The organism is Streptomyces sp. NPDC091287 (assembly GCF_044768525.1).
Lineage (GTDB): Bacteria > Actinomycetota > Actinomycetes > Streptomycetales > Streptomycetaceae > Streptomyces.
This window is the reverse complement of sequence record NZ_JBIVUV010000025.1, coordinates 105,936-132,288: the sequence shown is the minus strand read 5'-3', so window position 1 is coordinate 132,288 and position 26,353 is coordinate 105,936. Positions and strand designations below refer to the sequence as shown.

General features: G+C 70.6%; 31 protein-coding genes, 1 tRNA gene and 1 pseudogene. 6 read left to right on the top strand and 27 right to left on the bottom strand.

Going from position 1 to position 26,353, the window contains the following annotated elements; all coding sequences use genetic code 11:
- Positions 1-21: 21 nt before the first annotated feature.
- From ACIQRW_RS34100 to ACIQRW_RS33990, 23 genes and pseudogenes are all read right to left on the bottom strand, one after another.
- Positions 22-1,827, bottom strand: a complete 1,806-nt coding sequence (locus ACIQRW_RS34100) for a DNA cytosine methyltransferase (protein WP_403768044.1) — start codon at positions 1,825-1,827, stop codon at positions 22-24.
- 45 nt (positions 1,828-1,872) lie between these two features.
- Positions 1,873-3,633, bottom strand: coding sequence for an AAA family ATPase (locus tag ACIQRW_RS34095; protein ID WP_403768041.1), 1,761 nt, complete (start codon positions 3,631-3,633; stop codon positions 1,873-1,875).
- Between the two features lie 33 nt (positions 3,634-3,666).
- Entirely contained in the window at positions 3,667-3,966 is a 300-nt protein-coding gene (locus ACIQRW_RS34090) for a hypothetical protein (RefSeq protein ID WP_403768038.1), read from the bottom strand.
- Entirely contained in the window at positions 3,966-4,787 is an 822-nt protein-coding gene (locus tag ACIQRW_RS34085) for a DUF2303 family protein (RefSeq protein WP_403768035.1), read from the bottom strand. The genes ACIQRW_RS34090 and ACIQRW_RS34085 overlap by 1 nt, the downstream gene beginning before the upstream one ends.
- Positions 4,788-4,789: 2 nt before the next feature.
- Entirely contained in the window at positions 4,790-5,164 is a 375-nt protein-coding gene (locus tag ACIQRW_RS34080; protein ID WP_403768032.1) for a hypothetical protein, read from the bottom strand.
- The gene (locus tag ACIQRW_RS34075) at positions 5,161-5,415 is read right to left on the bottom strand and encodes a hypothetical protein (RefSeq protein WP_403768029.1); all 255 of its coding nucleotides are present in this window, start codon (positions 5,413-5,415) and stop codon (positions 5,161-5,163) included. The genes ACIQRW_RS34080 and ACIQRW_RS34075 overlap by 4 nt, the downstream gene beginning before the upstream one ends.
- Before the next feature lie 290 nt (positions 5,416-5,705).
- Positions 5,706-5,963: pseudogene (locus ACIQRW_RS34070) on the bottom strand (WhiB family transcriptional regulator); the annotation flags it as partial.
- On the bottom strand, positions 5,960-6,388 hold the full coding sequence (locus ACIQRW_RS34065; protein ID WP_403768026.1) for a hypothetical protein: 429 nt from the start codon (positions 6,386-6,388) through the stop codon (positions 5,960-5,962). The gene ACIQRW_RS34065 and the pseudogene ACIQRW_RS34070, both read right to left, overlap by 4 nt.
- Positions 6,385-7,023: a hypothetical protein gene (locus ACIQRW_RS34060; RefSeq protein ID WP_403768023.1), complete on the bottom strand. Its 639-nt coding sequence runs from the start codon at positions 7,021-7,023 to the stop codon at positions 6,385-6,387. The genes ACIQRW_RS34065 and ACIQRW_RS34060 overlap by 4 nt, the downstream gene beginning before the upstream one ends.
- Positions 7,020-7,409 (bottom strand): hypothetical protein, encoded by a 390-nt coding sequence (locus tag ACIQRW_RS34055; protein WP_403768020.1) that lies wholly within the window; start codon positions 7,407-7,409, stop codon positions 7,020-7,022. The genes ACIQRW_RS34060 and ACIQRW_RS34055 overlap by 4 nt, the downstream gene beginning before the upstream one ends.
- Complete coding sequence (locus ACIQRW_RS34050) at positions 7,409-8,110, bottom strand: 3'-5' exonuclease (RefSeq protein ID WP_403768017.1); 702 nt, start codon at positions 8,108-8,110, stop codon at positions 7,409-7,411. Before ACIQRW_RS34050 ends, ACIQRW_RS34055 begins: the two co-directional genes overlap by 1 nt.
- On the bottom strand, positions 8,107-9,222 hold the full coding sequence (locus ACIQRW_RS34045) for a hypothetical protein (protein WP_403768015.1): 1,116 nt from the start codon (positions 9,220-9,222) through the stop codon (positions 8,107-8,109). Before ACIQRW_RS34045 ends, ACIQRW_RS34050 begins: the two co-directional genes overlap by 4 nt.
- Complete coding sequence (locus ACIQRW_RS34040; protein ID WP_403768012.1) at positions 9,222-10,139, bottom strand: hypothetical protein; 918 nt, start codon at positions 10,137-10,139, stop codon at positions 9,222-9,224. The genes ACIQRW_RS34045 and ACIQRW_RS34040 overlap by 1 nt, the downstream gene beginning before the upstream one ends.
- Positions 10,139-10,681, bottom strand: coding sequence for a hypothetical protein (locus ACIQRW_RS34035; RefSeq protein ID WP_403768009.1), 543 nt, complete (start codon positions 10,679-10,681; stop codon positions 10,139-10,141). Before ACIQRW_RS34035 ends, ACIQRW_RS34040 begins: the two co-directional genes overlap by 1 nt.
- Complete coding sequence (locus ACIQRW_RS34030) at positions 10,681-10,917, bottom strand: hypothetical protein (protein ID WP_403768006.1); 237 nt, start codon at positions 10,915-10,917, stop codon at positions 10,681-10,683. Before ACIQRW_RS34030 ends, ACIQRW_RS34035 begins: the two co-directional genes overlap by 1 nt.
- Positions 10,918-11,008: 91 nt before the next feature.
- Complete coding sequence (locus tag ACIQRW_RS34025) at positions 11,009-11,803, bottom strand: phosphoadenosine phosphosulfate reductase family protein (protein ID WP_403768003.1); 795 nt, start codon at positions 11,801-11,803, stop codon at positions 11,009-11,011.
- Positions 11,800-12,219, bottom strand: a complete 420-nt coding sequence (locus ACIQRW_RS34020; protein ID WP_403768000.1) for a hypothetical protein — start codon at positions 12,217-12,219, stop codon at positions 11,800-11,802. The genes ACIQRW_RS34025 and ACIQRW_RS34020 overlap by 4 nt, the downstream gene beginning before the upstream one ends.
- Positions 12,216-12,416 carry a hypothetical protein gene (locus tag ACIQRW_RS34015; RefSeq protein ID WP_403767997.1) on the bottom strand — a complete coding sequence of 67 codons (201 nt, stop codon included), beginning with the start codon at positions 12,414-12,416 and terminating at the stop codon, positions 12,216-12,218. Before ACIQRW_RS34015 ends, ACIQRW_RS34020 begins: the two co-directional genes overlap by 4 nt.
- Positions 12,416-13,366 carry a hypothetical protein gene (locus ACIQRW_RS34010; RefSeq protein WP_403767994.1) on the bottom strand — a complete coding sequence of 317 codons (951 nt, stop codon included), beginning with the start codon at positions 13,364-13,366 and terminating at the stop codon, positions 12,416-12,418. The genes ACIQRW_RS34015 and ACIQRW_RS34010 overlap by 1 nt, the downstream gene beginning before the upstream one ends.
- The gene (locus tag ACIQRW_RS34005; RefSeq protein ID WP_403767990.1) at positions 13,363-13,689 is read right to left on the bottom strand and encodes a helix-turn-helix transcriptional regulator; all 327 of its coding nucleotides are present in this window, start codon (positions 13,687-13,689) and stop codon (positions 13,363-13,365) included. Before ACIQRW_RS34005 ends, ACIQRW_RS34010 begins: the two co-directional genes overlap by 4 nt.
- Positions 13,686-14,072, bottom strand: coding sequence for a hypothetical protein (locus tag ACIQRW_RS34000; RefSeq protein ID WP_403767988.1), 387 nt, complete (start codon positions 14,070-14,072; stop codon positions 13,686-13,688). The genes ACIQRW_RS34005 and ACIQRW_RS34000 overlap by 4 nt, the downstream gene beginning before the upstream one ends.
- 152 nt (positions 14,073-14,224) lie before the next feature.
- On the bottom strand, positions 14,225-14,467 hold the full coding sequence (locus tag ACIQRW_RS33995; protein ID WP_365156193.1) for a hypothetical protein: 243 nt from the start codon (positions 14,465-14,467) through the stop codon (positions 14,225-14,227).
- Entirely contained in the window at positions 14,451-14,756 is a 306-nt protein-coding gene (locus ACIQRW_RS33990; protein ID WP_403767985.1) for an XRE family transcriptional regulator, read from the bottom strand. Before ACIQRW_RS33990 ends, ACIQRW_RS33995 begins: the two co-directional genes overlap by 17 nt.
- Before the next feature lie 252 nt (positions 14,757-15,008).
- On the opposite strand from ACIQRW_RS33990, the gene ACIQRW_RS33985 reads away from it, so the two are divergent.
- The 4 genes from ACIQRW_RS33985 to ACIQRW_RS33970 all read left to right on the top strand — a co-directional run bounded on the left by ACIQRW_RS33985 (position 15,009) and on the right by ACIQRW_RS33970 (position 17,462).
- The gene (locus ACIQRW_RS33985) at positions 15,009-15,377 is read left to right on the top strand and encodes a helix-turn-helix domain-containing protein (RefSeq protein WP_403767982.1); all 369 of its coding nucleotides are present in this window, start codon (positions 15,009-15,011) and stop codon (positions 15,375-15,377) included.
- 625 nt (positions 15,378-16,002) lie between these two features.
- A complete protein-coding gene (locus ACIQRW_RS33980; protein WP_403767979.1) occupies positions 16,003-17,034 on the top strand; it encodes a tyrosine-type recombinase/integrase in 1,032 nt (343 codons plus the stop codon).
- Positions 17,031-17,279: a tyrosine-type recombinase/integrase gene (locus ACIQRW_RS33975; protein ID WP_403767976.1), complete on the top strand. Its 249-nt coding sequence runs from the start codon at positions 17,031-17,033 to the stop codon at positions 17,277-17,279. Before ACIQRW_RS33980 ends, ACIQRW_RS33975 begins: the two co-directional genes overlap by 4 nt.
- Positions 17,280-17,353: 74 nt before the next feature.
- Positions 17,354-17,462 (top strand) — tRNA-OTHER (locus ACIQRW_RS33970).
- Between the two features lie 392 nt (positions 17,463-17,854).
- On the opposite strand, the gene ACIQRW_RS33965 is transcribed toward ACIQRW_RS33970, so the two are convergent.
- Complete coding sequence (locus ACIQRW_RS33965; RefSeq protein ID WP_403767974.1) at positions 17,855-18,604, bottom strand: TetR/AcrR family transcriptional regulator; 750 nt, start codon at positions 18,602-18,604, stop codon at positions 17,855-17,857.
- A gap of 273 nt (positions 18,605-18,877) precedes the next feature.
- Here ACIQRW_RS33965 and ACIQRW_RS33960 point away from each other — a divergent pair, with 273 nt between their 5' ends.
- On the top strand, positions 18,878-21,109 hold the full coding sequence (locus ACIQRW_RS33960; RefSeq protein ID WP_403767971.1) for an MMPL family transporter: 2,232 nt from the start codon (positions 18,878-18,880) through the stop codon (positions 21,107-21,109).
- Here ACIQRW_RS33960 and ACIQRW_RS33955 read toward each other — a convergent pair.
- Positions 21,087-21,980: an aminoglycoside phosphotransferase family protein gene (locus ACIQRW_RS33955; protein WP_403767968.1), complete on the bottom strand. Its 894-nt coding sequence runs from the start codon at positions 21,978-21,980 to the stop codon at positions 21,087-21,089. The two genes, ACIQRW_RS33960 and ACIQRW_RS33955, sit on opposite strands and share 23 nt — an antisense overlap.
- A gap of 103 nt (positions 21,981-22,083) precedes the next feature.
- Between ACIQRW_RS33955 and ACIQRW_RS33950 the strand changes: the two genes are divergently transcribed.
- Positions 22,084-22,962 carry an ATP-grasp domain-containing protein gene (locus ACIQRW_RS33950; RefSeq protein WP_403767965.1) on the top strand — a complete coding sequence of 293 codons (879 nt, stop codon included), beginning with the start codon at positions 22,084-22,086 and terminating at the stop codon, positions 22,960-22,962.
- Positions 22,963-23,212: 250 nt separating this feature from the next.
- On the opposite strand, the gene ACIQRW_RS33945 is transcribed toward ACIQRW_RS33950, so the two are convergent.
- Positions 23,213-24,100 (bottom strand): adhesin, encoded by an 888-nt coding sequence (locus ACIQRW_RS33945; RefSeq protein ID WP_403768097.1) that lies wholly within the window; start codon positions 24,098-24,100, stop codon positions 23,213-23,215.
- A gap of 174 nt (positions 24,101-24,274) precedes the next feature.
- Positions 24,275-26,200 carry an MFS transporter gene (locus ACIQRW_RS33940; protein WP_403767963.1) on the bottom strand — a complete coding sequence of 642 codons (1,926 nt, stop codon included), beginning with the start codon at positions 26,198-26,200 and terminating at the stop codon, positions 24,275-24,277.
- Positions 26,201-26,353 lie beyond the last annotated feature (153 nt).

The window sequence follows — 26,353 nt, the reverse complement described above, 5'->3', positions numbered from 1 at the left end:
CCCGGCGGGCGCACTGCGTGGTCATGCGGCGGCGCGGTACGCGGTGGTGGACTCGCGGTCCTGCGGGGTGTGAATGACCGCCCGCAACCGTTCCCCGATCCACTCGCCGACCTGGGGAGAGACCGCGTTCCCGAACCCATCGACCTGGTCCCGGGCCGGGCCCCAGACGATGAACTCGCCGCGGTAGTCGTTGAAGTCGACGTCGAAGCCGCAGCCGCGCCCGACCTCGTAGGCCCGCATCATGCGGAAGTAGCAGTCCTCCAGCGGCATCTCAGCAAGCGAGGCCCGCCACTGGGCCATGAGCAGCGCGGTGGTGTCGTGGACGGTGAGGGTGCCGAGCGGGTCGGACAGAGGATGCGGCGCGGTCTCGTTCCCCGTGCTCCCGTTCTGCTTGTACCAGCCGGCCGCCGTGAGCAGCCCGGGGATCTGGTCCGACGTGACCGTGGGCATCGCCTCGGTGTGCACGGTCGGCAGGGTGTTCTGCCGGAAGGGAATCACCCCGGAGGACACAACCGCGAGGGTCTCCGATCCGACCTGGGTAGGCAGCGGGACACCTGCGCCCCGCGGTGCGCCCTGGAAGTTGTCGACCGCGAGAGCGATGGGCGGTGCGATGAGACCGGTGGTGTTGGTGGCGGTCTGCGCCCACAGGGGCTGGTGGAGGCCACGGGATCGGCAGGTGGACCCGGGGCGCTCGTAGGTGTTCCCGGCCGCAGCGATGAGGGCGCCGGTCGACAGGACCGACGTCTCCTGCTGGCTGGTCTGCGTGGACAGGGGCTGCCACGGGTGCTGCTCCGATCCGTGCACGGCTTTCGCCGGCATGAGGACCGCGGGGAAGTCGGCGAACTTCTGTCGGCAGCGCTCGGCGCGGGCCATCGTCGACCTGGCGAGCGGTCCGACGAAACCGTCCTTGAATGTCTTGACCGGCTTGTCGCCGATCCGGACGCCGAGGTCGGTTAGGTCCAGGGCGGCCAGCGAGGGTGTCATCGGCGGGACAACCGGGCGGCGGCAGGACGGGCACCGGTACTCGTACTGCTTGCCGTAGCGCACTGACCCGGTGGGCGGGACTCCGGTCTTCCACGTCCACACAGCTTCGACGTCCCTGTCACAAGGCTGGCAGCGGGACACGGGGCGGTGCTCCAGGTCGGGCGCGGACAACGCCTTGTCCCAGAACGCGATGTACAGCCGGTCGCGGGACTGCGGCACGCCAAAGAACTGGGAGTTGAGGTAGAGCACCTTGTGCCGGTAGTTCAGCAGGTCGAACTGCTTGAGCCACCACCTATACGTCGACCCGTCTCCGACTTTGGCGCGGCCGGGCACCGCAGCGCCCCACGAGGTGAGTTCGGTGGTGCACTCGATCAGGATCAGCCGCGGGCGGTGCTGGGCGGCGTAGTGCAGGACGCAGTTCGCGGTGGCCCGGTCCCGCTCCGACTTGGTGACGCGCGCCTCGAAGTCCGGGTCTTCCAGCTCGAAGAGCGTCAGGCCTTGCTCGTACGCGCGGACCGTGTTGGCCTGCGAGTGGTTGACGCAGGACACCCCGGCGACGAGGAGGTCGGCCGGCGGGAGGTCTCGCGCGGAGTGGTAATCGGCTGCATCGGGGTCGACTAGGTCGGCGATCCAGTGTTCGGCGTCAGGGTGGTTCGCCTCGTGGACCTCGACCTTGTAGGGGTTGTGGTTCGCGGCCATGATCGTCGTGAATCCAGCGCGCCGGATTCCTTCGGTGAGTCCGCCGAAGCCGGAGAAGAGGTCGACGGCGATGTACTCGTCGTGGCGGAAGCGGCGCCGTCTGGTGGGCGGCCGGTGGGTGGCGGTCTGCGGATTCTTCATCATGAGGCTGCTCCTGGTGGTTGGGCTGGGGGCTGGTTGGTCCGGGGCTTATGCGGCGGGGTGGCTGCCGGTGGTGGGGTCGCAGCCGAGGTGGGTGTCGTATCCGCGGGTGGCCCAGTCGGGGTTGAGGGGGGTGTCGCAGATGGTGCAGAGGGGCTTGGTGCTCTCGCCTGTTCCCGCCGTTCCCTCCCCGTTCCCCCTCTCCGAGGGGGGAACGTGGGGAACGGGGGGCGTTCCCGGTGTTTCCCCGGGTGTTCCCGGAAACGTTTGACCTGGGGTTTTGTCTGTTCCCGGGGTGTTCCGGGAACGCGTTCCCGGAAACGTCTGGGGGAGGGGGTCGGGGAACGCTTCTGGGGAAACGTCGAAATCGGGCTTTTCGGTCCTGGTCTTGCGGTACTTGACGGCGTCGGCGATCTTCTCGTTGCGGGCTGAGATCTGGAGGTCGGCGAGCTTCTGGCGGACCTGCCGGTTGCCTGCGTCGTTGGGGACGCCGGCGCGGTCGAGGGCGGCGACGATGTGCTCGACGGTGCCGGGGACGGCGGCCATGCCGCTGTCGGCTTCGTAGGTCATGACGATGTGGCGGGTGCCGCCGTGGGCCCAGTTGTCGCCGTCCCGGCGGGCCTGGCGGACGATGGAGAACTCGTCGGGGCCGATGCCGGTGCGGGTGTGGGTGCGCTTGAGGGACAGGGTGCCGCCGCCTTGCGCGGAGAGCTCCCACACGTGGTCGACGTCCTGGGTCTTGGCGGACGAGCCGCGCCCGCCGCGGTCCTTGTCCTTCCCGAAGTGGTCGAGGCGTACGGAGCTAATGCGGTCGCGCTTGAGGGGCAGCAGGGTGTGCCGGTAGAGGGACAGCCAGGTGTCGGCGTCGTTCTCGGGCCCGCTGATGAATCGGGACACGGTGTCGATGACGACGAGTTCGGCGCCGGTGGCGTTGACGAGGGCGATGAGGTCCGCGCCGCCGCCGGCGGTGTCGAGGGGCCGTACTGGGGGGAAGGACGCGTAGCGGAGGTGGCCCATGTGGCGGGGTCCGGCGCCGAAGGACAGGAACCGTTCCTGGACCTGCTCCTGCCCGTTCTCGGCGTCGAGGTAGAGGATGCGGACGGGGTCCTGGGGCGTGTCGTCGAGGAACGACTGGCCGGTGGCCATACGCCACATCCACTCCTGGCAGAACAAGCTCTTGCCGGCCTTGCCGTCGCCGACGAGGGTGATCTGCTGGCCGGGGCCCATGAGCTTTCCGGGGAGGAGCTGGATGGCTCCGAAGTCGGTGGCGAAGAAGCTGTTCCAGTCGAGGAGGGCGGCGACGAGGTGGGCGGGTCCGCGGCCGGTGTTCTCGCGGAGCTGTTCGCCTTGGTGGAACGCCTGGACGAGTGCGTCGAGTTCGTCTCCAGCGGCCCCGTTGCGGACGGCCTGCTTGAGGTCGTTGGAGTGGGCGTCGTAGCGGCGTTGCCGGGCGGACTCGTAGATCCGCTCGGTGAATTCGGGAAGCAGCGCCGGGTTGAGGTAGTCGGTGCCGAGCTTGATGATCAGGTTGCCGTTGTCGACCTCGCGGAGCCGCCCCTGCTTCTCGATCTCGGCGCGGATGAGGACGGGGTGGGGTTCGGCGGTGCCGGAGGCGATGAGCCCGGCGACGGTGTCCCAGATGAGGCGTCGGGACGGCTGGTAGATGTCGTCCCGGGTGATGAGGCTGCTGGCGTCGGTGTACGCCTGCTTGCTGTGCATGACTGCACCGATGACCAGGTCTTCGGCCTCGTCGTCGTGGGGGGTGTTCAGGTTGAGGCCGTCGTGGTCCGCCTGGTCGCGCGGGTTCATGTGGCGGACAACATCCACGGGGACGGGCTCCGATCAGAAGAGGGTCGTCGGCTGCGCTGTGCACTGGTGGTCGGTGACGTGGGGGTGGGGGCAGTCGGTGGGGTGCCATCGGTGGATCCAGCGGAGCCGGGTGGGCCGGTGGTCGCCGGTGAGCAGGCACCAGATGAGCCGGTTCGGAGTGCGGACCTCGGCCTGTTGGGCGGGGGTGAGGGGGGTGAGGTCCGCGGTGACCTTGATGGCGGCGGTGTTGCCGACCCATTGGGTGAGGGTGGGTGCGGAGCAGGAGGGGCAGCGGCGGGTGCTGGTGCTGCCCTTCCTGCTCGCGCGGGCCATCAGGCGGGGGTGCCGTTCATGACCGGCTGGTCGATGTGCTCGCCGATCGCGGTGACGACATCGGCGAACGCCGTGCGACGGACCTCGTCGGGGCGCTCCAGCTTGTAACCGAGGAGGAGCCCGTTCTGCCCGATGCGGTAGCGGAGGCGGGCGGTGAGCCGGTAGCCCTCGGACCCCTCGAACGGGACCAGGCCGATCGTGAACGTCTCCGGGACGGACAGCTGCCCCTTCTGCCCGGCCTTCGCGGTGCCGGTCTCGACGTACTGGAACTGCCGCTGCCCGGAAGAGAGCCGGCTTGCGGACTGGAAGTCGACCTTGGAGGTGGCCTGGAACGACTGGGCGATCTCCAGCATGTCGGCGGCCGACGGCTCCAGCAGCTCCGGCAGGTGGTCCTCGAGGAACTCGGCGAACTGTTCCTGGTCGACGAGCTTTCCGTCGCGGGCGGCCCACTGCTTCCACGCTTCGGTCTCGCGGAGGGCGAGCTTGAGGACGTGCTGGTTGAAGCGGGGGGCGTTGGCCTGGTGGGCGTCGAGGACAGCGGTGATGGTGAGCCGGTCGGAGTCGGCGTAGACCTCGGAGTCAATGTCGGCGTGCTTCTCGAAGTACGCGTGGAAGCTGACGGCGTCGCGCACGGTGGTGACGCCGAGCTTCCGGTCGGGGGCGGTGGCGGGGCCGGTGAGGTCGACTTCCTTGATCCCGGTCGGGGTGTGGAAGGCGTAGTACTTCCCGGGCTCCAGCTCGGCCGGCGGGGCGGAGCGGAGTGCGGTCTCGACGATGGTCTGCGCTTCGCCGTTGGTGGAGGCGAGTTCGGTGTAGGTCATGGTCAGGCGTCCTTGAAGGTGTTGGTGGCGGGGGCCGTGCGGAAGTCCATGGCCATCTGTCGGGGGTCCTCGCGGACGGGCAGCCCGTCGTCGTCGAGGAAGTACAGGGACTTGACCGGGGTGGACTTGGGGGCCTTGACGGTGGACTCCACGCCGATGGGGAGGGGCGCGGACTCGACGCCGTTGGCGGGCGGGTCGACGACGATCGTGATCGTGAACGAGCCCTTCTTGCCGTGGGCGCGGACCGCTTCGAGGAGGGTGTGGAACTCGGCGGACAGCTCCTCTTCGGTGCGGCCGTTGAGGTGGGAGGCGAGGAACGCGGCGACGGGCGCGGTCTCGGTGATCTCGCCGGTCTCGGGGTTGGTGCGCTCGGTCATGCGGCGTGTGCTCCTTCGTGGTGGGGCTGGGCGGTGGGGTGGCAGTTGGCCGGGTGGGTGATGCGGATGGTCTGGGTGAACGCGGTGACCGCGGCGGCGCCGACGACGGGGCCCTCGGTGGTGCGGCAGGCCAGGCACTCGTACTTGGCCTTGGGGGGCTCGGCCCACGTGCCGCCCTTGAGCTGGCGGCCGAGGACGACGGTGAGCACGCCGGTGATCTGCCGGCCGCCGGGGAGCGGGTAGCTGCTCATGCCGCGACGGGCATGTCGGTGGTGCGGCCCCGGGCTCGCGCGTTGCGGGTCGCCTGGTCGGTGAGGTGCTGCACGCATCCGTTGTGGTCGCAGGCGGGGTAGACCCGTCCGGCCGGAGGCCTGCCGTGGATGACATGCCAGGCGACCTGGTTGCGGCGGATGCGTTCGCCGCCGACCCGGACGTCGGTGCTGCCGGTCCACTCGATGTGGCCGTCGACGGCGAGGGTCATGAAGTCGTACGCCTCCCGGTAGGTGTCGAACGAGGGGAGCGGCTTCCGGGGGTAGGACGGGGCGGTTCCGCGGGTCCGGTGGCGCAGGATGGATCGCCGTTGGTTCTCGTCGAGGCCGCCCCAGATCCCCTCGTCCACGCGGTTGTCCAGGGCCCATTTCTGGCACTGCTGCATGACGGGGCAGCGGCGGCAGATGTACTTGGCCTCCTCGGCCTGGGCGAGGGCCGGGCCGGTGGTGCCGAGGGGGAAGAAGGTCTCGGGGTCAAGAGAGGGATTCCGGCAGGTGCCGTGCTTCATCCAGCTGGTGGTGTCGGTCATGACGTCCCTCCGAAAATCGAGGCGAGTTGGGTGCGGAGCTGGACGCGCATGGGCTGGTCTTCGAGGTGCGAGCCCTGCACGCACCCGTCGTGGCCGCAGCCGGGCTTCGCGTAGCCGACGGGCTCGCGCCGGTAGTGGAGCCGGAACGCGATCCGGTAGGCGCTGGTGCCGTTGCGGCCGAGGACGGGGGTGAGGCCGCTCATCTGGCCGGTCCAGCGGAGGTGGCCGCCGTCGGCGGGTTCCGTGCGCTCGGCGAAGACCACGGCGATGGGCCGCAACGGGTGCCCGCCGCGCCTGGGAGCGGGCATGCGCAGCGCCTTCCGGTGGGCGGTGACGCGTGCTTCGCCGACGTGGAGGGTGCGCATGATCTCTGCGTGGGAGTGGCCGTTGCGGAGCATGTCGACGATGTCGGTGCGGAGCTTCATCGGGCCACCGCCGGGGTGAACTCGGACCAGTCGCAGCCCGCGACCGCCCGAGAGTGCGTCGGCGGCACCTCGGCGAGTGGCATTCCGAGGTGGTCGTACGCCATCGCGAGGAGGACGTACGCGTCGGCCTCGTCGTACCGCCACCGACCCGTGCAGTCGACGCCGTACCGGCCGCTGACCGCGTCGCGGACCATGCCCTTCACCTGCGTGGTGGTGAGCTTGGTGCCGGTCTCCTCGTCCTTCCACCGGGCCTTGCCGGTGGCGTAGATCGTCCTGTTGTCCGGCGGGACGATGGCGTACGGGATGCCCCGGCGCCACAGTTCGTGGCGGACCATCCACCGCATCGCGGCGAGCTGGTCCATGCCTTGGAGGCGGGCCTTGGAGAATGCAGCACCCTCGATGACGACCTTGTCGGCGTTGCGGATGAAGCTGACGATGCCGTCGAGCTGCTGCTGGAACCGGCCGTGAAGGGTGGCGGCGGTGGTGTGGACGTGGTCGGTCCACCCTTCGCCGGCGACGCCGGTGGTGCCGATGGCGACGTCGAGGCCGATGACGACGGGGCGGTGGGTCACCGCGGCCGGGCGGGGGGTCAGCCCGGCCGCGGGAGTCTGGTCGAACAGGGTCTGGGTGGTCACCGCATGTCCTCCTTCGGACGGTCTGAGCGGCGGTGCTGCCACATGGACCCGGCGTCGACGGCGGGCTGCGTGATGCCGCAGGCGTCGTCGAGGCGGGCCTGGAGCCGGTCGGCACGGCGGGTCTCGGCGGCGAGCGCCTGCCGCAGCCGAGCCACCGTGCGAGCAAGGCGGGCGATGCGCCCGGTGTAGGTGAGCGCGTCTCGGAGGGGGGCCGGAGGCCGTGCGGCTTCGAGCTGCTCGAAGAGGTGGACGTTGCGGGCGGCGGTGCGCTTGGCCGCGCCGAGGAAGTCGGTGGCGTCCTTGAGCGCGGTGTCGCGCTCGTCGACGAGACGCTCAACCTGGGTCTGGAGGTCGGCGATGCGCTGCCGCTGGCGGGTACCGAACATCACGCCTCACCCCGCTGGCGGGGAATGAGCGGCCAAGCACCCTCGACGACCGCAGCCGGGTCCTTCTTCCGGAAGTACTCCTGAAGCGACGCCGCCTGCTCGGCGGCCCACTCGACCTGCGCCCGGTGCAGCTGCTCCAGGCCCATCGCGGCGAGCGCCTGGTGCATGGTGCCCTGCCGCCAGGCGACGCGGCACGCGGCGATCGCGTCGGCGTCGGCGGTGTGCGCGTCACCGATCGGGACCTTGTAGTGCTCGCACAGGGCGGTCAGCTTGCGGCTGCCCTTGCGGTACTTGTCGACGTGCTTGTCGATGACGAACGGGTCGATCACCAGTGGGGCCGGCAGCGGGTCGAGTCCGTACCGTTCGGCCTCGCGGTCCAGGAGGGTGAGGTCGTAGCGGGCGTTCATCGCGACGATCGGGACGCCGGAGAGGACGACCTGTGCGAGGGCGCCGAGGATTTCCTCGACGGCCTGGCGGAGGTCGACGCCTTCGGCGTGCGCGCGGGCGGTGGTGACGCCGTGGATGTTCGCGGCCTCGTCGGGGATTTCCTGCCCGTCGACGTCGGTGAGCCAGTTCGCGGTCTGGGCGGGCTGCTTGCCGCCGACCTGGACGACGCAGGCGGTGACGATGCGGGCGGTCAGCGGGTCCTTGCCCGTCGACTCGATATCGAAGCCGCACATGCGGCCGAGGTGCCAGCTCATGCCCGGCCGCCCTTCAGGGTGGAGAGGAAGGTGCGGAGTGCGCCGGCCGACGCGGTCGCGGGCAGCTGCCCGCCGTTGGCCCTGGCGAACTCGGTCTCGACCTCGTCGGTCGTCATGCCGTGGGCCCCGGCGGCGGCGATGATGCGGAACCAGAGGTCTTCGACGTCGTCGTCGTCGACGACCTCGGCGTCGACCGCCCCGTCCTCGTCGGGCACCGGCTCGGCGGCCGGGGGCAGAGTGGCGCCGGTCGGTGCGGCCTTCGGCTTGAGCGCCTCGCCGCGGGCGGTGAGCGTTGCGGCGAGCGCCTTGTCCATGTGCCCGGCGGCGACCGCCTGCCGGTAGAGGGTGGCGACCTCGTCGGACGCCGTGGCCACTGCGGCGAGCGCCGCGTAGTCCGGGCGCCCGCCGGTGATCGCGACCCGCTCCGGGCCGGACGCCACCGCCGGAGCACCGCCGGTGATCTGCCCGGCCATCAGCGCGGTTGGGGTGATCTCCACGTCCAGCGTCGGGACCATGAACCGGGCCGGGCCCTCGTCCCGCTGGACCAGCTTCTCCTCCATGCCGAGCCACCCGGCGACGTACCCGCCGGCCTTCGCTAGCAGCTCGGCCGCCGGGGGCAGTTCGGTCCCGGCGTAGTAGCCCTTCGAGACGAGGAGCCACTGACCGAGGGCGGGCACGTCGCGGAGCATGACGTTGACCCGGGTCGTGATCTTGCACTCGCGGTTCTCCGGGTCGCACAGGCACGGCCGGTCGCGCTTGTGCTCGGTGACGCCGTCGCAGCGGCGCTGGCACTTCGATCCGGCGTACAGCTCGTACCACTGGGACACGGCGTCGCGCGGCGGGATGAGGACGGGCAACCGGTTGGTCGTGGAGTACACCTCGAACTCGGCGGGGCCGCCGTTGGCCGGGGTCCAGGGCTTCACTTCGCCGCCGTACAGCTCGGCGACGGAGGCGAGGATCTCGCGGGACGGGCTGGTGAAGCGGAAGTGGTTGAGCTTGGCCGGGCGGGTGCCGGGCTTGCCGTCGCGGCGGGTCTTGCCGGTGGCGACGACGTGCCCGATGCGGATCTCGCCGAGCTGACGCATCCGCATCTGGAGGTCGATGATGGGCATCAGGCAGCCGCCTTCTCTTCGGTGTTGGGCAGGGCGAGGGCCTGGCCAACGACGGTCTTGGACAGGCCGGACACCCAGTCGGCGGCCTGCTGGACGATGCGGAACGCGGCGAACACGTCGTCGCCGCACGCGACGGGGATGAGCCGGTAGCCCTCCGGCCGGAGGTGGAGCACCACCCCGGTGGAGTAGGTGGCGGGCATCGGCACGGTCGACCCGTCGCGGAGCCACGCGATCTCGGCCTTGCGGTACGCGGACATCTGCAACGCGGCCTCGGGGTAGACGCCCTTGACGTCGAGTTCCCCGCCGGTCTTCGTGTCGCCCATCAGCACCGTGCTGGCGGGGACGTTGAACTCGGCGGCGATCAGCGGGGACCGCAGCAGGTAGTCGAGGGTCCCGGCGTACCCGGCGGTGCGGTTGCCGACGACCATCTCGGACGCCTCGAAGGTGACCTGCCACTCCTCGACGAACCGCAGGAAGTTGTCCAGGTACGGGGCCATCTCCGGGTCGTCGACCAGGCCGACGGGCATCGGCTCACCGAGGACGTGCGCCTCGATGATGGAGTGGACGGCCGACCCGATGTCGGCGCGCTCGTCCTTCTTGCGGAGCGGTGCGCGGCGCAGCCAGTCGTACGTCTCGGTCCGGGTCTCGGGCCGGCGGGACGCGGCGACGAGCTGGGGGAGGTGGGCGAACGCGGTCTCGGCGACAAGGTTCGCGGCCCACATGGCGAGGACGTCGCCCTTCGTGGAGCCCTGCGACAGGATGGTGGTGACGCGGCGGTACTTCTCGCCGGTGACCTTGTCGCGGTACCAGCCCTGGGAGGGCTTGGGGATGCGGTCGGTTCCGGTGGGGGCCGGGGTCGCCTTGCGGCGGCGGCCGGCGGCCGGGGCCTGAGCCCCGGCCAGCGCGGTGTTCGTCATCAGGCGTCCGCCTCCGGGTCGTACTCGGCGGCGATCTCGATGCGGGTGACGGTGTAGTCCGTCGGCTCGTCAGCGGGTCCGCCCCTCGCGATGACCAGCTCGTACGGGTCGTCGGGCTCGGACTCGTCGCCGATCCAGGCGAAGGCGAGGCTGGTGTGGTTGTCCGCGTGGTTGGTGGCGTCGGCCTCGCAGTGGCGCCGGGCGGCGGCCTGGTTGGTGTAGGTGCCGAGCGGGGTCATGCCCCACTCGGCGCGGTAGGCGTACGCGACGGGGGGAGCGGACTCCAGCTGCGGGATGCCCTGCTTCGTCGGGGTGTGCGTCAGCGGGTACCAGGCGTCGAGGGTCAGGCTGTTGATGTCGGCGGCGCTGGCGGTGTTGGCCGCCTGCTCGACCGTCACGGCGGTAAGGGCGAGGGAGGCGTGCACCTGTGCGGCAGCCAGCACGCGGTCCGCCTCGCAGGGCCCCTCGTCGTACGGCCGGAGGATGGTGTCGGCCTCGGCCAACAGGCGCTCGGCCTCGCGGTAGTGCTCGGGTCCGTTCATCAGGCGGCGCTCCGTTCCCGGGTGGTCGTGGTGTAGGTGCGACGCCCGGCGGTGTCGACGGCGGCGAGAACTCCGCGAGCGGCCAGCGCCCGCAGGTCCTTCCGTGCCGTGTTCCGGCCGGACGTCGGCCAGGGGGAGACGGCAAGGAGCGCAGCGGCCCGGTGGGTGGTGACCGGGGTGGGCTCCTGCTGGACGGCGGTGGCGAGCCAGGCCCGCCGGGTGATGGGGGTGCTCACGTGACGGCTCCGAGGATCGTGAGGAAGGCGACGGCGGCGACGCCCCAGATGGCGGCGGAGAAGGTGAGGGACCAGGCCCAGGCGCGACGGCTCATGCGGCACCACCAGCGGCGGCGACGATGTCGGCCATGGACAGGTCGGCCTTGAACCGGTGGCCGATCTCGGCTTCCAGAGCGACGTAGGTGGCCGCCATGTCCGGGCGCAGCCGAGCCGCGCACTCCAGGTCCTCACGGCTTGCCAGCACACAGAAGGAGCAGGACAGGCGTTTCATGCCCTTGTCGTAGGCCCAGTGGTAACGCACGCCCGAGGAGTGAATTCGGGCCCACACCTCGTCCTCGGTCCAGTCGAGGATGGGGTGCCAGGTGGTGACCTGACGAACACCGCTGGAGGCCGACTGGTCCAGCGCCAGGACGGGCTTCTTCGCTCGACCGGAAGACTCCTGAGCTCGAAGACCGAGGCAGTACAGAACACGAGCCTGGCGGTCGAGACCCTGCTCGCGGACAAGCTGGGTGATGAGCTTGCGCGCCGGGCCCCGCTTCTGGTCGCTGGTGCAGTAACGCGCCTTCGCGGACGGCCACATGCCGCGCGCTCGGACCTGATCGAGGAGCAACCCCTGTTCGCGGTGCCGCATCTCGAAGCGAAAGCCGTAGTGCTCAGCCTGTTCGCGCGCCAGCTCCGAGGTGCCCGGCCACTCAACTTCGCCGAGGTCGTTGTGGAGAACAACGATGCGTTCGCTGACACCAGCCTCGCGGGCCAGCTGGGCGACGTAGTCCAGCATCGCCTGGGAGTCCTTGCCTGCTGAGCTGGCGACAAGGATCACGTCGAAGCCGGACAGCGTCGGCAACGGGCTGGTCTGGGCGAAGAGGGCAGGCTGCGTGGCACTCATGCGGCACCTCGACGCTGCGACGGCAGCGCCACGACCGTGCCCGCACCGTTCGACGAGAGCAGCAACTCCGCCACCCGGTGCACCTGCTCGCCCATTAGCCGCAGCTCAGCCCCGCCGAGCTGCGCCAGCAGGTCGTCGACCAGCTCGTCCCGCTCGTGACGGGCGTGCGAGTCCCTGCCCGGGTTCGACAGCGCGTCGATCTCACGGAGCTGCTCGCCAATTCCCTTGGGGTCCTCGACGAACTGCTCGGCCAGCTCCAGCACTAGGTGCAGGAGGCGGTGGTCGAGGTGGAGGACGGCCCCGCCAGCGATCGACGAGACGTTGACGCGGGTCGGCCCGGAGTACGCACCGCCGATCAGCTTCGGGCGGGTGGTGTCGAGGAAGCGGAAGAACCGCATCGCACGGAAGAGCTTCATCGGGTGCCTCCGAGGAGCATGAGGAGCGCGGCGGCCGTGAGCGGCGCGGCGTGAAGGGCGTGGGAGGTGGCGGCCGGCAGAGCGCGAACCCATCCGGGGGTGAGGTGGTCGGCCTCGGCGAGGAGCAGCACGGGGATGGACCCGGCGGCGAAGGCGGACACGGAGAGGCAGGCGATCGCGGGCAGCGGGTGCTCCATCACTGGGGACCGCCCGTCTGGCGGGAGAGGAGCGCCCGCAGCTTCGAGACGGACTCGGCGCGGCGCGGGTCAGCCGGGGCCGCGGGCGGCGTCATCTCGGGGAGGTCGTGGCCCAGCGCGTACGACTGGTGCAACGGGCTGTCGTGCGGGTCCTCGACCGACGCAGCGGCCATCTGCTTCTTGAACTCGCAGCCCGAGCACTTCTGTCCGTACTCGTAGCCCGCACCGCAGGCCCGGCAGGTCTGGAACCGGGCGGGTTTCAGCGCCTCCAGCTCGGCGACCCGGGCCCGCAGCTCCTCCAGCTCCGACGGCGCACAAGCACGGCACGGTGCAGTCGCGCCCCCCTTGGCCACGAACCGCACGGCGTCAGCTCCGTAGCAGCGCGTGCAGCTCGGCGACGGGGCCACGTACGTCGCAGCCTCCAGCTCGGCCACCCGGGCCCGCAGCCGCTCGTTGTCCGCCCGCAGCTCCGCGATCTTCGCCGCGTGCCGGCCGTTCCGCAGGGACTCCCACACGCCGAGCACCGCAGGCAGACCGATGTCGAATGCCGACGTGTCCCACGTGCCCATGAAGTAGTTGCCGCTGCTCACGCAACTGGTCGGCCACTCCCGGCAGAAGCAGAGGTCCTCGTGGTAGTGATCGTTTAGCGCGCGGTTCCCCGCAGCGCTCAACGCGTCCAGCTGCTGCTCGCTCAGTTCCACGGGCATCGGCTCGCCAACCGGCATCGGGAGCGCACCCAGCAGCGCCACCGCGTCCGCCACGTCGGTCACCGGCGGGGCCGCCTTCACCCCGTGCTCAGCCAGCTCCGCCAACGTCGCCACCACGAACCGCGGGCAACTCACCACGCCCTCCGGGCAGTACAGCCCGAGCCCGGCGCGCGTCACCGCCGCCTGAACCCACACCGCACCATCCGACGTCTCGACCCGCAGCGGGCCCGAACCGGCGCTCATGCTGCACCGCCCAGCTCGGCGTCGATAACCGACCGGATCCGCTGGAGGGTTGAAGTGCGGCCCGCAAGCTGCTGAGCAGCCAGGCTGTTCGGGTCGCCTTCCTTGAGGCCAAGCGCGATGTCGAGTGTGGTGCCGAAGAGACGCGTGATGGCCGCAGCCTCGTCGAGGCGAAGAGGGCGCTCGCCGCGCTCAATTTTGGCGATCTGGGACTGAATCAGGTTGAAGCCTTCAACCTTCAACGCGTCCGCGACCTTCTGCTGTGACAAGCCAGCGGAGATACGGGTGTCGCGGAACCACTGCCGGAACGTGTCGTTTTCGTTCACAGGGACACCGCCGTGGCGTCAGCCGCCGCGTACAGCACCGCGACCGCGCACTCCGTGGTGCGGCCCTCGACGTCGCCCCAGTTCGCGACGTGGATCTCCAGCCAGAACGACTCGTTGTTCCACGCGGGCTCGCCGTCCACCTCCAGCCGACCGGCGAGAACCTTGATGGCGTCCTCGGCCAGCGGGGAGTACCAGTGCGGGTTGCCCGACACCACGCAGCGGATCGCCGCGACGATCGACATGGGGCGCAGGGAGTGGGGGATGGTGCTCTTCTGGTCGCGCGGGTCCGGGACGAAGTCGCCCTGGTGGTGGCCGTTCGCCGCGAGCAGCCGGGCCGCCGTCCGGAACACGCTCGGCACGGTCGTGGGACGGGGAATCGTCACGTCCACGTGGACCGTGCGCCGGTGACCGGCGGGAAGATCAGTGGGGCAGATAGTCTGTACAGACACGGTGTCCTCGATTTCTGAAGTGGTTGAGGTACTGCCGTTGGGGCGTCGGGCCCGGCATGGCTCGGCGTCCCTTGGTGTTTCCGGGGTCAGGCGGACGCGGCGACGAGCTGCGGCGACGAGTCCGCGTCCTGCTCCGCCATCCACGCCTGGACCTCGGCGAGGTCGAACCGGCGCTGGCGGCCGGCGAACGGGGCGACGGGCATCCCGGCCTTGATCCACTGGAGGATCTGCCAGTCGGAGACGCCGTAGTACGTCTCCATCTCGCGCATGGTCAGGAGGGGCACGAGTCCGGCCGGGAGGGCGGTGAGGCGCTCACTCTTCTTCGGCATCGGAGCTTGACCTTTCTACTGTCGCGGTCGAATGTGTGGGCATGCGGCTGAACAGTGCGTGCATGCGGTCATCGAGGGCCTCGGTGATCAGCCATGCCGTGCGGAGTTCGGTGCGCTCCCGGGCGGTGGTGCCTCGCCCGGTGAGTCGGGCGATCGTGGCCGGGCTGACGCCCCGCCCCTCCGGGTCGACCTGCTTGGTCTTCTCGGAGAGCTGGTCGAGGGTGAGGTGCTCGCGCTTCAGGGCTTCGCGGAGCGGTTGGCCGGCGTCGTTGCGGACCACCTTCGGCATGAGCACCTCGGACTGTTCGATGCGGGTGAGCTCCTCGTCCTGAGGTGCTGTGACAGTTTTACAGTCGCAGTCGTGTCAACGGGAACTTCCGAGAACTTCCGAGACGTGTCGCGTGATTCGAATGCGTGTTCTATGGTGGTGTCATATGCCAGCGCACGGGCGCGTGACGGGGAGGTCACGCCCGGTGCGCAACCCCGCCATGCTTCTACTTTTACTTGCGAAAAGTAGAGATCAAAGGGCACCCTTAGGGTCGTGGCCACAGACGACGCGACCCCCACCGAAGACCTCGCCCAGCTGCTCGCACGGCTGAAGGACGAGTACGGCGTGAACGACAGCCAGATCGCAGGGGCGATCGGTGTGTCCGTCTCCACCGTCAACACGTGGGTCCACCGCAAGCGGCAGCCCCGTCCGGACGCCCTGCGCGCACTCGCCGCGGCCTACCCCAAGTTCACCGAAGACCAGATCTTCGCCGCCGCCGGCCGGAAAACTCCCGGCCCACTTAGCCCGGACGCCGCGGAGCGCATCCTTGCGCTGCTCCACGAACTGACCGCTGAGCAGCAGGCGGACAAAGAGGTGGAGATCCGCGCTCTGGCCGAGCGCAACCGTTCCACCCTGTCGTGAGTCTCCTCTAAATGGAGCCCGTCACTCCCTGCGCATGACGGTTCGTCACCTCTCGTAACAGTGGTCGCATTTTCAACGGCGCAGGGGTACGGTCGTTCGCACGGCCGATGCCCTCCCCTCATCGACCGCAGGTTCCCAATCCGCCTGCGTACACGGGGGTCCGCATGTGCATTCGCGTCCACTACGCGCCGATCGGTACGGCTCCGCCGTTCGACGCGACCACTCAGACCATCGCCCTGCCAACCGGCCTTGACCGCGAACACACGGTCACCGCCGCTCGGGCGATTCTCTCCGAACTCGCAGTGCCACAGGCCCGGTTCGGTGCACGCTGTTTCTGCGGGGAGCCGCTCGACCTGAGCCCCCGCGTTCCCCCACAGCGGAGGAGTGACGAGCAGGTGATGAAGCATGCGTAGAGGTGATCTCTACCAAGTCGGCAGCCGTACGTGCGGATGCGTCGACTGCATCAAGGACTACCCGCCCGAGCAATACGGATACCGATCAGACCGGGACGGGTGCGCGGGCCCGTGGCGAGCCAGGTACAGGACGCCGGAGGGGGTGCAGCGGCAGAAGACACTCCGCTCGCGCGCAGACGCCGCTCTCTTCCTGCAGGCGCAGGCGGTGCCCCATGGCGCGTAGAGCGACCAACAACCCCCGGCAGCTGCGGAGCAAGACGTGCGGCTGCGCCCAGTGCGTAGAGCAGTACCCGCCGGACGAGCACGGTGCCCGGAAGCGGCGACGCGACTGCCTCGGCAGCTGGCAGGCCCGCTACCGGGACCCCGCCGGGAAGCAGAAAGCGAAGAACTTCGAGAAGAAGGGCGACGCGGACGCCTTCCTCGACCGCGTGCGGACCAGGGTCCGGTCCGGTGACTACACCGACCCGAAGCGCGGGCAGATCACCCTCCAGGAGTGGTGGGATCTGTGGTGGGAGGGACAGCCGGAGCGGCGCACCACGACGACCAACCGCAAGCTGTCGAACTGGAACGCCCACATCCAGCCCCGGTGGGGCGAGTGGCGGCTGTGCGACCTGGAGTACCAGGAACTCCAGACGTGGATCACCAGGGACGTGAAGGGCTACCACACCCGGAAGAAAGTGCTGGAGCTCCTGCGCGCCATGCTCCGCGCCGCCGTCCGCGACGGTCGGCGGATCCCCCACAACCCGGCCGCCGAGGTGGAGATCGGCGAGCCGCCGAAGAAGCACGCCGACGATCTGCGTCCGCCGACCCGCGCTCAGTGCGCGCTGATCCGCGAGCACTGCGCGATGGCTTACCAGCCGCTGCTCGTCTTCCTTGAGGAGACGGGCATGCGGTGGGGTGAGGCGACGGGTCTGCGGTGGGGGCATGTGGACCTGGAGGGTGAGCACGCGAAGGTGAAGGAAGTGCTCAGTGCGGACAGGGGGACCCTGTTCCGGCAGGACGCTCCGAAGACAGAGCACGGATTCCGTACCGTGCCGCTGACGCCGGAGGCCGTGGCCGCCGTGCAGAAGATGGTGGACACGTGGCGCCCCACAGCGCGCGTCTCCCCCATCGGCGACGGTCGCGACCTGCACCCCGAAGAGCTCATCTTCCGCGGCCCCAGGGCGGTGTCCTCACGCGGCACAACTTCCGGCGCAGTTGGATCCCCGCCATCCAGGCCGCCGGCCTGGCGCGGGAGGTCGTGAGCAAGGAGACGGGGAGGACGGAGTGGTGGCCGCGGGTGCACGATCTGCGGCACGTGTTCGCGACGCGGCTGAAGGATCTGGGTGTGCCGGAGAAGGACGTTCAGACGGTGATGGGCCACGAGCGTGGGTCGAAGGTGACGTGGTTGTATCAGCATTCCGGCGAGGAGGTAGCAGCCGAGGTGCTGGCGGTTATGGCGCCGCGGGCGGAGCCTGTTCGAACGCTTTCGGTGGTGCAGTCGGCGTGATTCCACATCGAATCCACAAACCCCACTCGGGGGTTCTCGGAAGGTCTCGGGTAATCCGGTAATGGCAGGTCGGCGCCCCCGCTTGGATCTCTCGGAAGGTCTCGGAAGGTCTCGGAAACGCTCGCTTTCGGTTTACGTTTTCTCCTAAAGCGGGTGTCGCAGGTTCGAATCCTGCCGGGGGCACAACGCGTTTCCTCTCCTACCCGGGTTCCTTTCGCAGGTAGGAGCCCGGCCCCGGGCCTCTCGTCCGGGGCCGACTGCGGGAGCGGATGGGACGTCGGCACCCACGTCGGCCCGCTCGATCGGGGTTGATCTCAACCGTGGTCGATGTCCGAGGGTGACGCCATGACGACCTCACCGGAACAGCGTGCCGCGGTTCGGAACTGGATCAAGGAGACGGCGTATCCGCTGACCACCGTGGACGCATCGGAGCCACTGGACGACCTGCGGCCGCTGCTCGGCATGCTCCGTGAGCGGACGGTTGTGGTGGGCTACGGTGCCGGGACGCGTGGCGCACACCACAACCCGCGACGCGACACCGATCACCACCGGGAGTGGCTCTCGCCCCGGCTTTCTCATCCGGGGCCGTTCCCGTGCCCGGCCGGGATGCGGCGGTGGATGTCCGTCAGCAGGTCGAGCATCGCCAGGTGGAAGATCTCGGCCTGGTGGTCGCCCAGGAACGAGGTGTGTCCGAACACCTCCAGGACGACGAGGCCGTGCATGTGGCCCCATCCGCTGAGGAGGAGTGCGGTCGCCTGCGGTGGCAGGGCCGCCAGGCCGTCCGGTGACAGCTGTTCCAGATGGGCGCGGAACGGGGGCGACAGCGTGAGCGTGTCCGCCGCGGCCAGTTGCTCCGCGGTGAAGTCGCCGAACAGGACGCGCTGAAAGATCGCGCTCATCTGCTGCATCGCCCGGGTGGTCGGGCCGCCGACGGGTGCCGCATAGCTCCGCAGGGGTGTCCCGTACAGGAGTTGGAACCGCTCGGGGTGGGAGACGGCCCACTGGCGGTAGCCCTCGGCCGCGATCACGAAGCGCGGTACGGACGGGTCGGGCGGGGTGGTGTCGGCGGCGGTCTGTACGGCGGCGGCCAGGTCCTCGTACGCCTTGGCTATGAGCACCGTGACCAGGGCGTTCCGGTCGGGGAAGTAGTGGTAGAGCGCCTGCACGCTCATGCCGAGGCTCCGGGCCACCGCGCGCAGGGACAGGGCGGCGGAGCCGTGTTCGGTGATGTGGAGCTCGGCGGCTTTCACGATCTCCTGGGTGGCGACGGCCCGGCGTCGCTGTCGCAGGGAGGGTGGAGCCGACGGATGTTCGTCTGCGCGCATGCGGGCGACCCTACGGCGGACCCGGCCGTACCGGGAGGCCTTGGCGACCGCCCGCCCGAGAATCCTGCCGCCTGGTCGAAAAATCTGACAGTGTCAGGTAAATCTCGCACTGCTCAACAACTCGTCCTCTCACTAACGTCGTTCACGGCGACGAAGCGTGCGACACCGCGCCCCTCCCTGGTGGAGAAGGGCTCCGCGCGGCACTGCGCCGGCTCCCCTGTGCACCGGGCAGACACACGTCGTTCTCACCATTGGAGGCAAAGGAGATGTGGCGTGTTTGAACGCTTGGCCGAACTGGCGATTCGCCGTTCCCGGTCGGTACTCGTCGTGGCCGCTGTGGCCTTGGTGCTCATGGGCGCGGTCGGCGCGGGCGCGTTCGGCAAGTTGCTCGGCGGGGGCTTCGACGACCCGTCGTCCGCGTCCTCCCGGGCCGCGGTGGTCATCGACGAGAAGTTCGGGGGAGAGACGAACCTGGTGCTGCTGGTCGGTGCCGCCGACGGCTCCGTCGACTCCCCCGCCGTACGGCGGAGCGGGCAGAGCCTGGTGGCCGACCTCAAGGAGGAGAAGGGGCTGACCAATGTCGTCTCGTACTGGGACACCGGCAGCCCGGACCTCCGTTCCGGGGACGGCCGGGAAGCCATGGTGCTCGCCCATGTGACGGGCGACGAGACGCGGCAGCAGGAGAACGCCCAGCAGGTCATCGACGCCTACACCGGCGCACAGGACGGTGGCCTCACGGTCCGGGCCGGAGGCGGCGCGGCCGTGGGCAGCGATCTGTCGAGTCAGGTGGTCGACGATCTGATCCTGGCCGAGGCCATCGCCATACCCCTCACCCTCGTCCTGCTCCTGTTCGTCTTCGGCAGCGTGGTCGCGGCCCTGCTGCCGCTGGTCATCGCCGTCATCGCCATCCTCGGCTCGTTCGCCCAGCTCTCCCTCCTCGGCAGCGTCACCGATGTCGCCAACACCGCGACCAACCTCACCACCGCCCTGGGCCTCGGACTCGGCATCGACTACGCCCTGTTGATGGTCAGCCGCTTCCGGGAGCAGCTGTCGGCCGGTGCGAGCGTGGACGACGCCGTCCGGTCCACGGTGAGCACCGCGGGCCGCACCGTCGCGTTCTCCGCCGCGACCGTGGCGGCGGCCCTCGGGTCACTCCTGGTGTTCCCCCAGTACTTCCTCCGCTCGTTCGGCTTCGCGGGAGTCGGTGTCGTCGCCGTCGCCGCCGTAGCCACGCTGTTCGTCATGCCGGCCCTGTTCGTCGTCCTGGGGCACCGCGTCAACAGCGGCCGGCTGCCCTGGGTGAAGCGGGGGCGCGTCGATGACCGCACACCCCTGTGGGGGCGGCTGGCCCGCGCCGTCATGCGACGGCCCGCGATCACCGCCCTGCCCGCGCTCGCCGTGCTGCTGCTGGCGGCGAGCCCGCTGCTCGGCATCACCTTCGGCACCCCGGACGAGCGCGTGCTGCCCGAGGGCGCCGAGAGCCGCCAGGTCGCCACGGCGCTGCGGGAGGACTTCGACGGCAGCGAGGAATCGGCCCTCCACGTCGTCATCGACCAGCCGGTGGCCGAGGCCCCGTTGGCGTCGTACGCGGCCGGACTGTCCGGGCTCGACGGCGTCGTACGCGTCGAGACCGGCTCGGGAAGCTACGTCGGGGGAGAGTCCGCCGCCGACGGCCCCGGGAACCCCGCCCTCGGCCGGCCCGACGCGCAGCGGATCACCGTGGTGAGCGCTCTGGAACCGAAGTCGGACGCGGCCCAGAGCCTGGTGGAGGAGGTGCGTGCGACCGATCCGCCCGCCGGGGCGAGCCCGCTGGTGGGCGGTCCCGACGCCCAACTGGTCGACTCCAAGACCTCCATCGGCGACCGGCTGCCCATCGCCGTGGCCCTGATCGTCGTCACCACCTTCGTCCTGCTCTTCCTCTTCACCGGCAGCGTCGTGCAGCCCCTGCGGGCGCTGGTCCTCAACATCGTCAGTCTGGCGGCGACCCTCGGCGTGATGACCTGGATCTTCCAGGACGGCGCCCTCTCCTCACTGCTCGGCTTCACGGCGCAGCCGATGGAGATGTCGATGACGGTCCTGATGTTCTGCATCGCCTTCGGTCTTTCCATGGACTACGAGGTGTTCGTCACCAGCCGGATCAAGGAACTCCACGATCTCGGCGAGGACAACGAGTCCGCCGTGACCCACGGCCTCGGCCGCACCGGGCGCATCGTCAGTGCGGCGGCGCTCCTGCTCGCGGTGAGCTTCTTCGCCTTCGGCACGGCCGAGATCAGCTTCATGCAGATGTTCGGTCTGGGCAGCGGGCTGGCCATCCTCATCGATGCCATAGCCGTACGCGGTGTGCTCGTCCCCGCCGCGATGCGTCTGCTCGGCCGATCGGCCTGGTACGCGCCCGGCCCCCTGCGGAGGTTCCACGACCGGTTCGGGCTCAGTGAGAGCGCGCCCGGGGTGGTTCCGGCACCCGCCGTGAACGCGCCGCGCGTCAAGGACTCGACGGGGGTCTGACCCGCGCACGGGAGTGGTCGGTGAGGATCTCGGCGATCACGTGCGCCGCGATCCTCGCCATCACCGGGTTCGTTTCCCGGTAGTGCGCGAGCTCCATCAGGGCGATGGACAGCGCCCAGCCCCGCCCTCGCGTCCAGGTGGCGTCGTCGGCCGCGACCGCCGTACGGAACGTCTCCCTGGCCCCGGCCGTCAGCAGGTACCAGGCCGCGATCAGGTCGACGGCGGGGTCGGCGAGACCGGTGCAGCCGAAGTCGATGACCGCGGTGAGGCGGCCCTCCGCGACCAGGACGTTGCCCGGCTGGAGGTCCCCGTGCACCCAGACGGGCCGGCCCGTGAAGGGCTCCGCGGTCAGGGCCTCGTTCCAGGCGGCGGTGGTGCTCGCCCGGTCCAGGACCCCGTCCAGGGTCGCGAGCGCCTCACGGGTCGCCGGGTCGCGGGAGGCCAGAGGTTCGCTCCGGTAGGCGGGCGGGGCGTCCGCCGGGTCGACCCGGCGCAGCGCCAGCACGAACTCCGCCAGATCGGCCGCGAGCAGGTCGGAGCCCGAAGAGCCGTCGCCGGGCCCCGGGTTCGTCCCGTCCAGCCAGGTGCAGACCGACCAGGGCCGGGGAAATGCCTCGTCCGGAACCCCCTGGGCCAGCGGGAGGGGTACGGGGAAGGGCAGCCGCGATGCCAGCAGGGGCAGCCAGCGATGCTCCGTCGCCACATCCGCCGCACTGCCCTCGGTACGGGGCAGCCGTACGGCCTTGTCGACGCCCAGGCGGTAGATCGCGTTCGCGGTCCCGGTCGCGCCGGCCGCCTCCACGCGCAGGTCCGCCCAGTGCGGGAACTGGGCGGCGATCAGGCCGCGTACGAGCGACGGTTCGATGATCATGCGCCGATCGAACCAGGTGGCCCCGGGCCCGCACAACGGGTCCCCGCCCCGCCGGAGAAAAGCCGGTGCGGCGCGGCGTCCCCGTACGGGAGGATCTGCGGCCATGACCCGCCCGCCGCGCACCCTCGTCCTCCCGCCCCGGCTCACCGCCTCCGCCCGGACGCTGCGTGCCACCGCGCTGCGGCGCGGGCTGCGCGTCGTGGAGGCGACGGCCTCCGCCGTACCGGAGGGGCTGGGTGGTCCGGGGTGGGCGGAGTCGCCGGAGTGGCCGGAGGGTGCGGGGCCGGCCGCGTCCACCGTTGGCACCGCCAGCACCGCCAGCACCGGGAGCACCGGGAGCACCGGGGGCGAAGGGCACGCCGTGCATCTGCACGCCGGGCCCTCCTTCGCCGACGTCGTGGCCCCCACGCTCGGGATCGCCCTCCTGGAGGCCCCCGCCGACTGGCTCGCGCGGCTCCCCCGGGCGCTCACCCGGCGGGAGATCCGGGCGATGCCGATCGACGAGGCGTACCGGCTGCGACGCCCCGCCTTCGTCAAGTCGCCCAACGACAAGAGCATTTCGGCGCTCGTGTACGCGGACGGGTCCCGGCTGCCAGGACCGGATGCCGTGGACCCGGCGACCGTGGTGCTGGTGAGCGACGTGATGACGTTCGCCGTCGAGTACCGGCTCCATCTGCTCGACGGGGCCGTCCACGCGGCCGGGCAGTACGCCGAGTCCGGCCGGCTCCGGCTCGGGCCGGCGGACGGTGACGCGCTCGCCTTCGGACGGGAGGTCCTCGCGGCCGCCGGGGAGACCCTGCCGTCCGCGATCGTTGTCGATGTCGGCCGGGACGACGAGGGCCGATGGGCCGTGATCGAAGCCAACGCCGCCTGGGCGAGCGGGTGTTACTCGGCCGACCCGGGCCGGGCCCTGGACACGGTCCTCCGTTCCGCCGGACCCGCCACGGACCTGTCGCCGCACGACCGCGGCTTCGTGCGGTAGCCGGGAGGACCGGTCGGCCCTCGCGGGCGCGCACATCCGCACAGCCGCACAGCTTCACAGCTGCACAGCCGCACAGCTGCACAGCCGCACATCCGCACATCCGCACAGCCGCACAGCCGCCGAGCCAATCGGTCGCTCAGTGTCGCTCGGTCACTCAAGCACTCGCTCACTCAGGCACTCAAGCACTCGGTCACTCAGTCACACAGCCACTCAGGCACTCAGGCACTCAGCCACTCAGCCACTCAGCCACTCAGTGGCAGGACGCTCTCATCTGGGCCGCCGCGTGGTGCGCGCCGACGCGCTTCGCATCGCCCCAGTCGCGGCCCCGGTCGATGAGCTGGACGGCGAAGACCTCGCCCTTGACCGGGTAGCTGCGCACCGGGACCGCTCTCCCCCGGTGTTCCGTCTGGCGCACGGCGAAGCCGGTGTACGCGGAGTCCGCGTCGTCCGGGTCGGAGAGCACCCGGTAGACGGTCGGGTCCCCGGCGGCGTCGCGCGGGCTTCCGCCCCCGGGGACGAAAACGGTCAGCGCGCACTCGCTGAACCCCCGGCCCAGCCGCCAGGACCAGGTGGCCGTGGAGCCCCGGTCCTCGGTCGGGCTGCCCGACATCGGGACCGCGCTGAACCGGCCGTCGCACCCGCCGCCGTCGAAACCGCCGGAGTCGACCGTGTACCAGCCCGCGTTCCCGCTCTCGAAACGGCCGCGCTCCCGGTAGGTGCCCGCCGCGCAGCCGGGGCCCGCCCACTGGCTGAAGCCGCGGCCGCCACCGGGGGACACGGACGGGCCGGGCGGAGTGCCGCGGGGCGCGCCGGGCGCCTCCGTTTCCGTATCCGTGCCCGCGTCCGGACCCGGGCCGATCCTGGTGGGGGCCGCGCCGCCGACACGGTCGGGGAGCGCGCCCGCCCGGCCCGCCGCGTCCGTACGGGTGCTGCCGCCGCCCACGCTTCCGCCGCCCTGGACCAGCAGCGAGGCGACGGTGACCAGGCCTCCGGCCACCGCCACGACGCCCGCCGCGAGCAGCGCCTTACGTCGGCGGGGCAGGGTGGAGAGGCGACCCGTCAGCGTCTCGCGCACGACCCAGGAGCCGTCCGCTCCGGGCGCCCGGGACGCCCCCGTACCGCAGTCGGGGCAGACCATTCCGGGCAGCGCGCCTCGGCGCCCACCGCCGCAGTGTTGGCACGTCATGGCAGGACACCTTGCCAGGGCGCTGCCCGCGGAGGGAGATCCCGTACCCGATGGCCCGTACACGGGAGAGCGGGCAGGAGAGCGAGCGGAGCACCGAGCGGGACGCCGAACGGAACACCAGGGGGGTCAGCTCAGTTCTTCGGGGCAGGGCGTGCCCGGCTGGAGCTGGTACGGGGCCGCCAGCCGGTACACGCCCGGTCGTGGCGCGAGCAGTTCGGTCCACTCGTCGCCGTACGGGCCCTCCTCGACCTTGTTCAGGCAGCCGTTGGTGTTGAGATAGGTCTTCGGCGCGGTCTCGTCCGCCTTCGACCGCGCCTTCGACTCCTCGGTCTCCAGCGGGCGTTCCACGCTCTTGCCCTCCTCGTCGACGAGGGCGAGCCAGCGCGTGTACGGGATGCGGATCAGCACCCGGCCCGCCGACTTCACGGTGATCGTCAGCTCGTCCGCGCCCGCCCGCTCCACCGTCGCGGGCGGGTCGGCGAGCGGCACCGGGTCCAGGACCCGGAAGAGCTTCCAGTTCGCGTCGCCCCAGATCTCGCGCAGGTACGGCTGCCCCTGCTCGACCAGCTCCGCCTCCTGGATCGCCCCGTTGTCCGGCCGGTCCTTGGGCAGCACCACGTAGTGCACGGCCCAGCGGTCCAGCCACTCCCGGTAGTTCACCGGGTCGAGCGTGTCGTCGTAGAAGAGCGGGTTGCGCTTCATGTCCGCCTGGCGGTTCCAGCCGCGCGCCAGGTTGACGTACGGGGCGAGCGCCGATGACTCGCGGTGACTGCTCGCCGGCACCACCTCGACCCGCCCGCGCTCCGCCTCCACCTGCTGGAGCTGGTTGATCAGCGGGGCCAGTTCCCGGTTCCAGGACGCGGCGGGCGCGGTCCGGACGATGTCGTCGACGCCCTTGAACCCGATCCAGAAGTTGAGGCCCACGAAGGCCAGGACCAGGGCGTACCAGCGGCGGCTGCGCGGCACCGCGTACGGCAGGGCGGCGAGCAGCGCCACCCCGGCGAACAGCATCGCCATGCGCGTGATGTTCGACCCGATCTGCGAGTCGATGACGTACGTGAGCAGCGTGCCGACCCCGTAGACGGCGGCGGCGGTGCGGACCGTGCTCCAGTCGCGCGGTACGAGGACGTACACGAGGGCCGCGAAGAGGAACGGCAGCGACAGCGTCCCGAGCGACATCGGCTGCGTACCGGAGAACGGGAACAGCCAGGAGGACAGCCCCACCACGGCGACCGGGGCGAGCCCGATCGCGTACGCGCCGGGGCGTCGTTTGTGGAGGAACAGCGCCGCCGCGACGACGCCCAGGAAGAGTCCGGCGACGGGGCTGGACGCGGTGGCGAGCGCGGCGAGCGGGGCTGCGACGCCGGCCTTGGCCCACCGCTTGTACCGCCAGCGGTAGGGCCAGCAGAACACCGCGGCCACCGCGCCGACGGCGAACATCATGCCGAGCCCGAAGGTCACCCGGCCCGACAGCGCGTTGCACAGGAACGCGAAGACCCCGGCGAGCGAGCAGGCCAGCGGATTGCGGACGGCCGGGACCCGCACGAGGATCAGCGCGGTCAGCGCGGAGGAGACCGTGCCGACGATCATCATCGTCGTACGGACGCCGAGCAGCGACATCAGGTAGGGCGAGACCACGCTGTACGAGACGGGGTGCATGCCCCCGTACCAGGCCAGGTTGTACGCCGTGCCGGGGTGCCGGCCCACGAACTCGGCCCAGGCGTCCTGTGCGGCGATGTCGCCGCCCGTGTTGGCGAAGAAGAAGAACCAGAGGAGGTGGGCGACGGCGGCGGCGGCCGTCGCGATGGTGACGGGGTGCCGCAGCAGGCGACGGGCCCTGGCCGACGACGGCTCGGAGGCTGCGGGGCCCTCTGCGGGCCCCGCGGGCCCGGGAGTCCCGGCGGCCGTGGAGGGATCGGAGGAACCAGAGGAATCAAGGGGAGTCGGAGACTCCGGGACACGGGGGGACGGCACGCGTACGTGCAGGGCGTCGCCCACGGCCCCTGTGGTCTCGTCCGCCTCGCGGCCGGGCTTCGGCTCCGCGGTGGTCACTACGGCTCTCCCCGTCCTCCGCCGGCCCCGTACCTCTTCAAGGACGCGTCCCAGCGTCCCTGAGTTGTCCGGGGACGCTAACACGTACCCCCTGCACGTATCTCTGTCATAAACGGGGAGGGGCGGCCCACGGCGTCGCCCGCCCCTCCCCGC

Excerpts from the sequence above, each read along its gene's own strand:
- ACIQRW_RS34015 (WP_403767997.1), bottom strand. The coding sequence starts at position 12,416 with ATGGAGCACCCGCTGCCCGCGATCGCCTGCCTCTCCGTGTCCGCCTTC.
- ACIQRW_RS34090 (WP_403768038.1), bottom strand. The coding sequence starts at position 3,966 with ATGGCCCGCGCGAGCAGGAAGGGCAGCACCAGCACCCGCCGCTGCCCC.
- ACIQRW_RS34045 (WP_403768015.1), bottom strand. The coding sequence starts at position 9,222 with ATGCCCATCATCGACCTCCAGATGCGGATGCGTCAGCTCGGCGAGATC.
- ACIQRW_RS34040 (WP_403768012.1), bottom strand. The coding sequence starts at position 10,139 with ATGACGAACACCGCGCTGGCCGGGGCTCAGGCCCCGGCCGCCGGCCGC.
- ACIQRW_RS33980 (WP_403767979.1), top strand. The coding sequence starts at position 16,003 with ATGGCGCGTAGAGCGACCAACAACCCCCGGCAGCTGCGGAGCAAGACG.
- ACIQRW_RS33965 (WP_403767974.1), bottom strand. The coding sequence starts at position 18,604 with ATGCGCGCAGACGAACATCCGTCGGCTCCACCCTCCCTGCGACAGCGA.
- ACIQRW_RS34065 (WP_403768026.1), bottom strand. The coding sequence starts at position 6,388 with ATGAAGCTCCGCACCGACATCGTCGACATGCTCCGCAACGGCCACTCC.
- ACIQRW_RS34010 (WP_403767994.1), bottom strand. The coding sequence starts at position 13,366 with ATGAGCGCCGGTTCGGGCCCGCTGCGGGTCGAGACGTCGGATGGTGCG.
- ACIQRW_RS33990 (WP_403767985.1), bottom strand. The coding sequence starts at position 14,756 with ATGCCGAAGGTGGTCCGCAACGACGCCGGCCAACCGCTCCGCGAAGCC.
- ACIQRW_RS33950 (WP_403767965.1), top strand. The coding sequence starts at position 22,084 with ATGACCCGCCCGCCGCGCACCCTCGTCCTCCCGCCCCGGCTCACCGCC.
- ACIQRW_RS34085 (WP_403768035.1), bottom strand. The coding sequence starts at position 4,787 with ATGACCTACACCGAACTCGCCTCCACCAACGGCGAAGCGCAGACCATC.
- ACIQRW_RS34100 (WP_403768044.1), bottom strand. The coding sequence starts at position 1,827 with ATGATGAAGAATCCGCAGACCGCCACCCACCGGCCGCCCACCAGACGG.
- ACIQRW_RS34055 (WP_403768020.1), bottom strand. The coding sequence starts at position 7,409 with ATGTTCGGTACCCGCCAGCGGCAGCGCATCGCCGACCTCCAGACCCAG.
- ACIQRW_RS33945 (WP_403768097.1), bottom strand. The coding sequence starts at position 24,100 with ATGGTCTGCCCCGACTGCGGTACGGGGGCGTCCCGGGCGCCCGGAGCG.
- ACIQRW_RS33955 (WP_403767968.1), bottom strand. The coding sequence starts at position 21,980 with ATGATCATCGAACCGTCGCTCGTACGCGGCCTGATCGCCGCCCAGTTC.
- ACIQRW_RS34020 (WP_403768000.1), bottom strand. The coding sequence starts at position 12,219 with ATGAAGCTCTTCCGTGCGATGCGGTTCTTCCGCTTCCTCGACACCACC.
- ACIQRW_RS34025 (WP_403768003.1), bottom strand. The coding sequence starts at position 11,803 with ATGAGTGCCACGCAGCCTGCCCTCTTCGCCCAGACCAGCCCGTTGCCG.
- ACIQRW_RS34035 (WP_403768009.1), bottom strand. The coding sequence starts at position 10,681 with ATGAACGGACCCGAGCACTACCGCGAGGCCGAGCGCCTGTTGGCCGAG.
- ACIQRW_RS34050 (WP_403768017.1), bottom strand. The coding sequence starts at position 8,110 with ATGAGCTGGCACCTCGGCCGCATGTGCGGCTTCGATATCGAGTCGACG.
- ACIQRW_RS34095 (WP_403768041.1), bottom strand. The coding sequence starts at position 3,633 with ATGAACCCGCGCGACCAGGCGGACCACGACGGCCTCAACCTGAACACC.
- ACIQRW_RS33995 (WP_365156193.1), bottom strand. The coding sequence starts at position 14,467 with ATGCCGAAGAAGAGTGAGCGCCTCACCGCCCTCCCGGCCGGACTCGTG.
- ACIQRW_RS34075 (WP_403768029.1), bottom strand. The coding sequence starts at position 5,415 with ATGAGCAGCTACCCGCTCCCCGGCGGCCGGCAGATCACCGGCGTGCTC.
- ACIQRW_RS34080 (WP_403768032.1), bottom strand. The coding sequence starts at position 5,164 with ATGACCGAGCGCACCAACCCCGAGACCGGCGAGATCACCGAGACCGCG.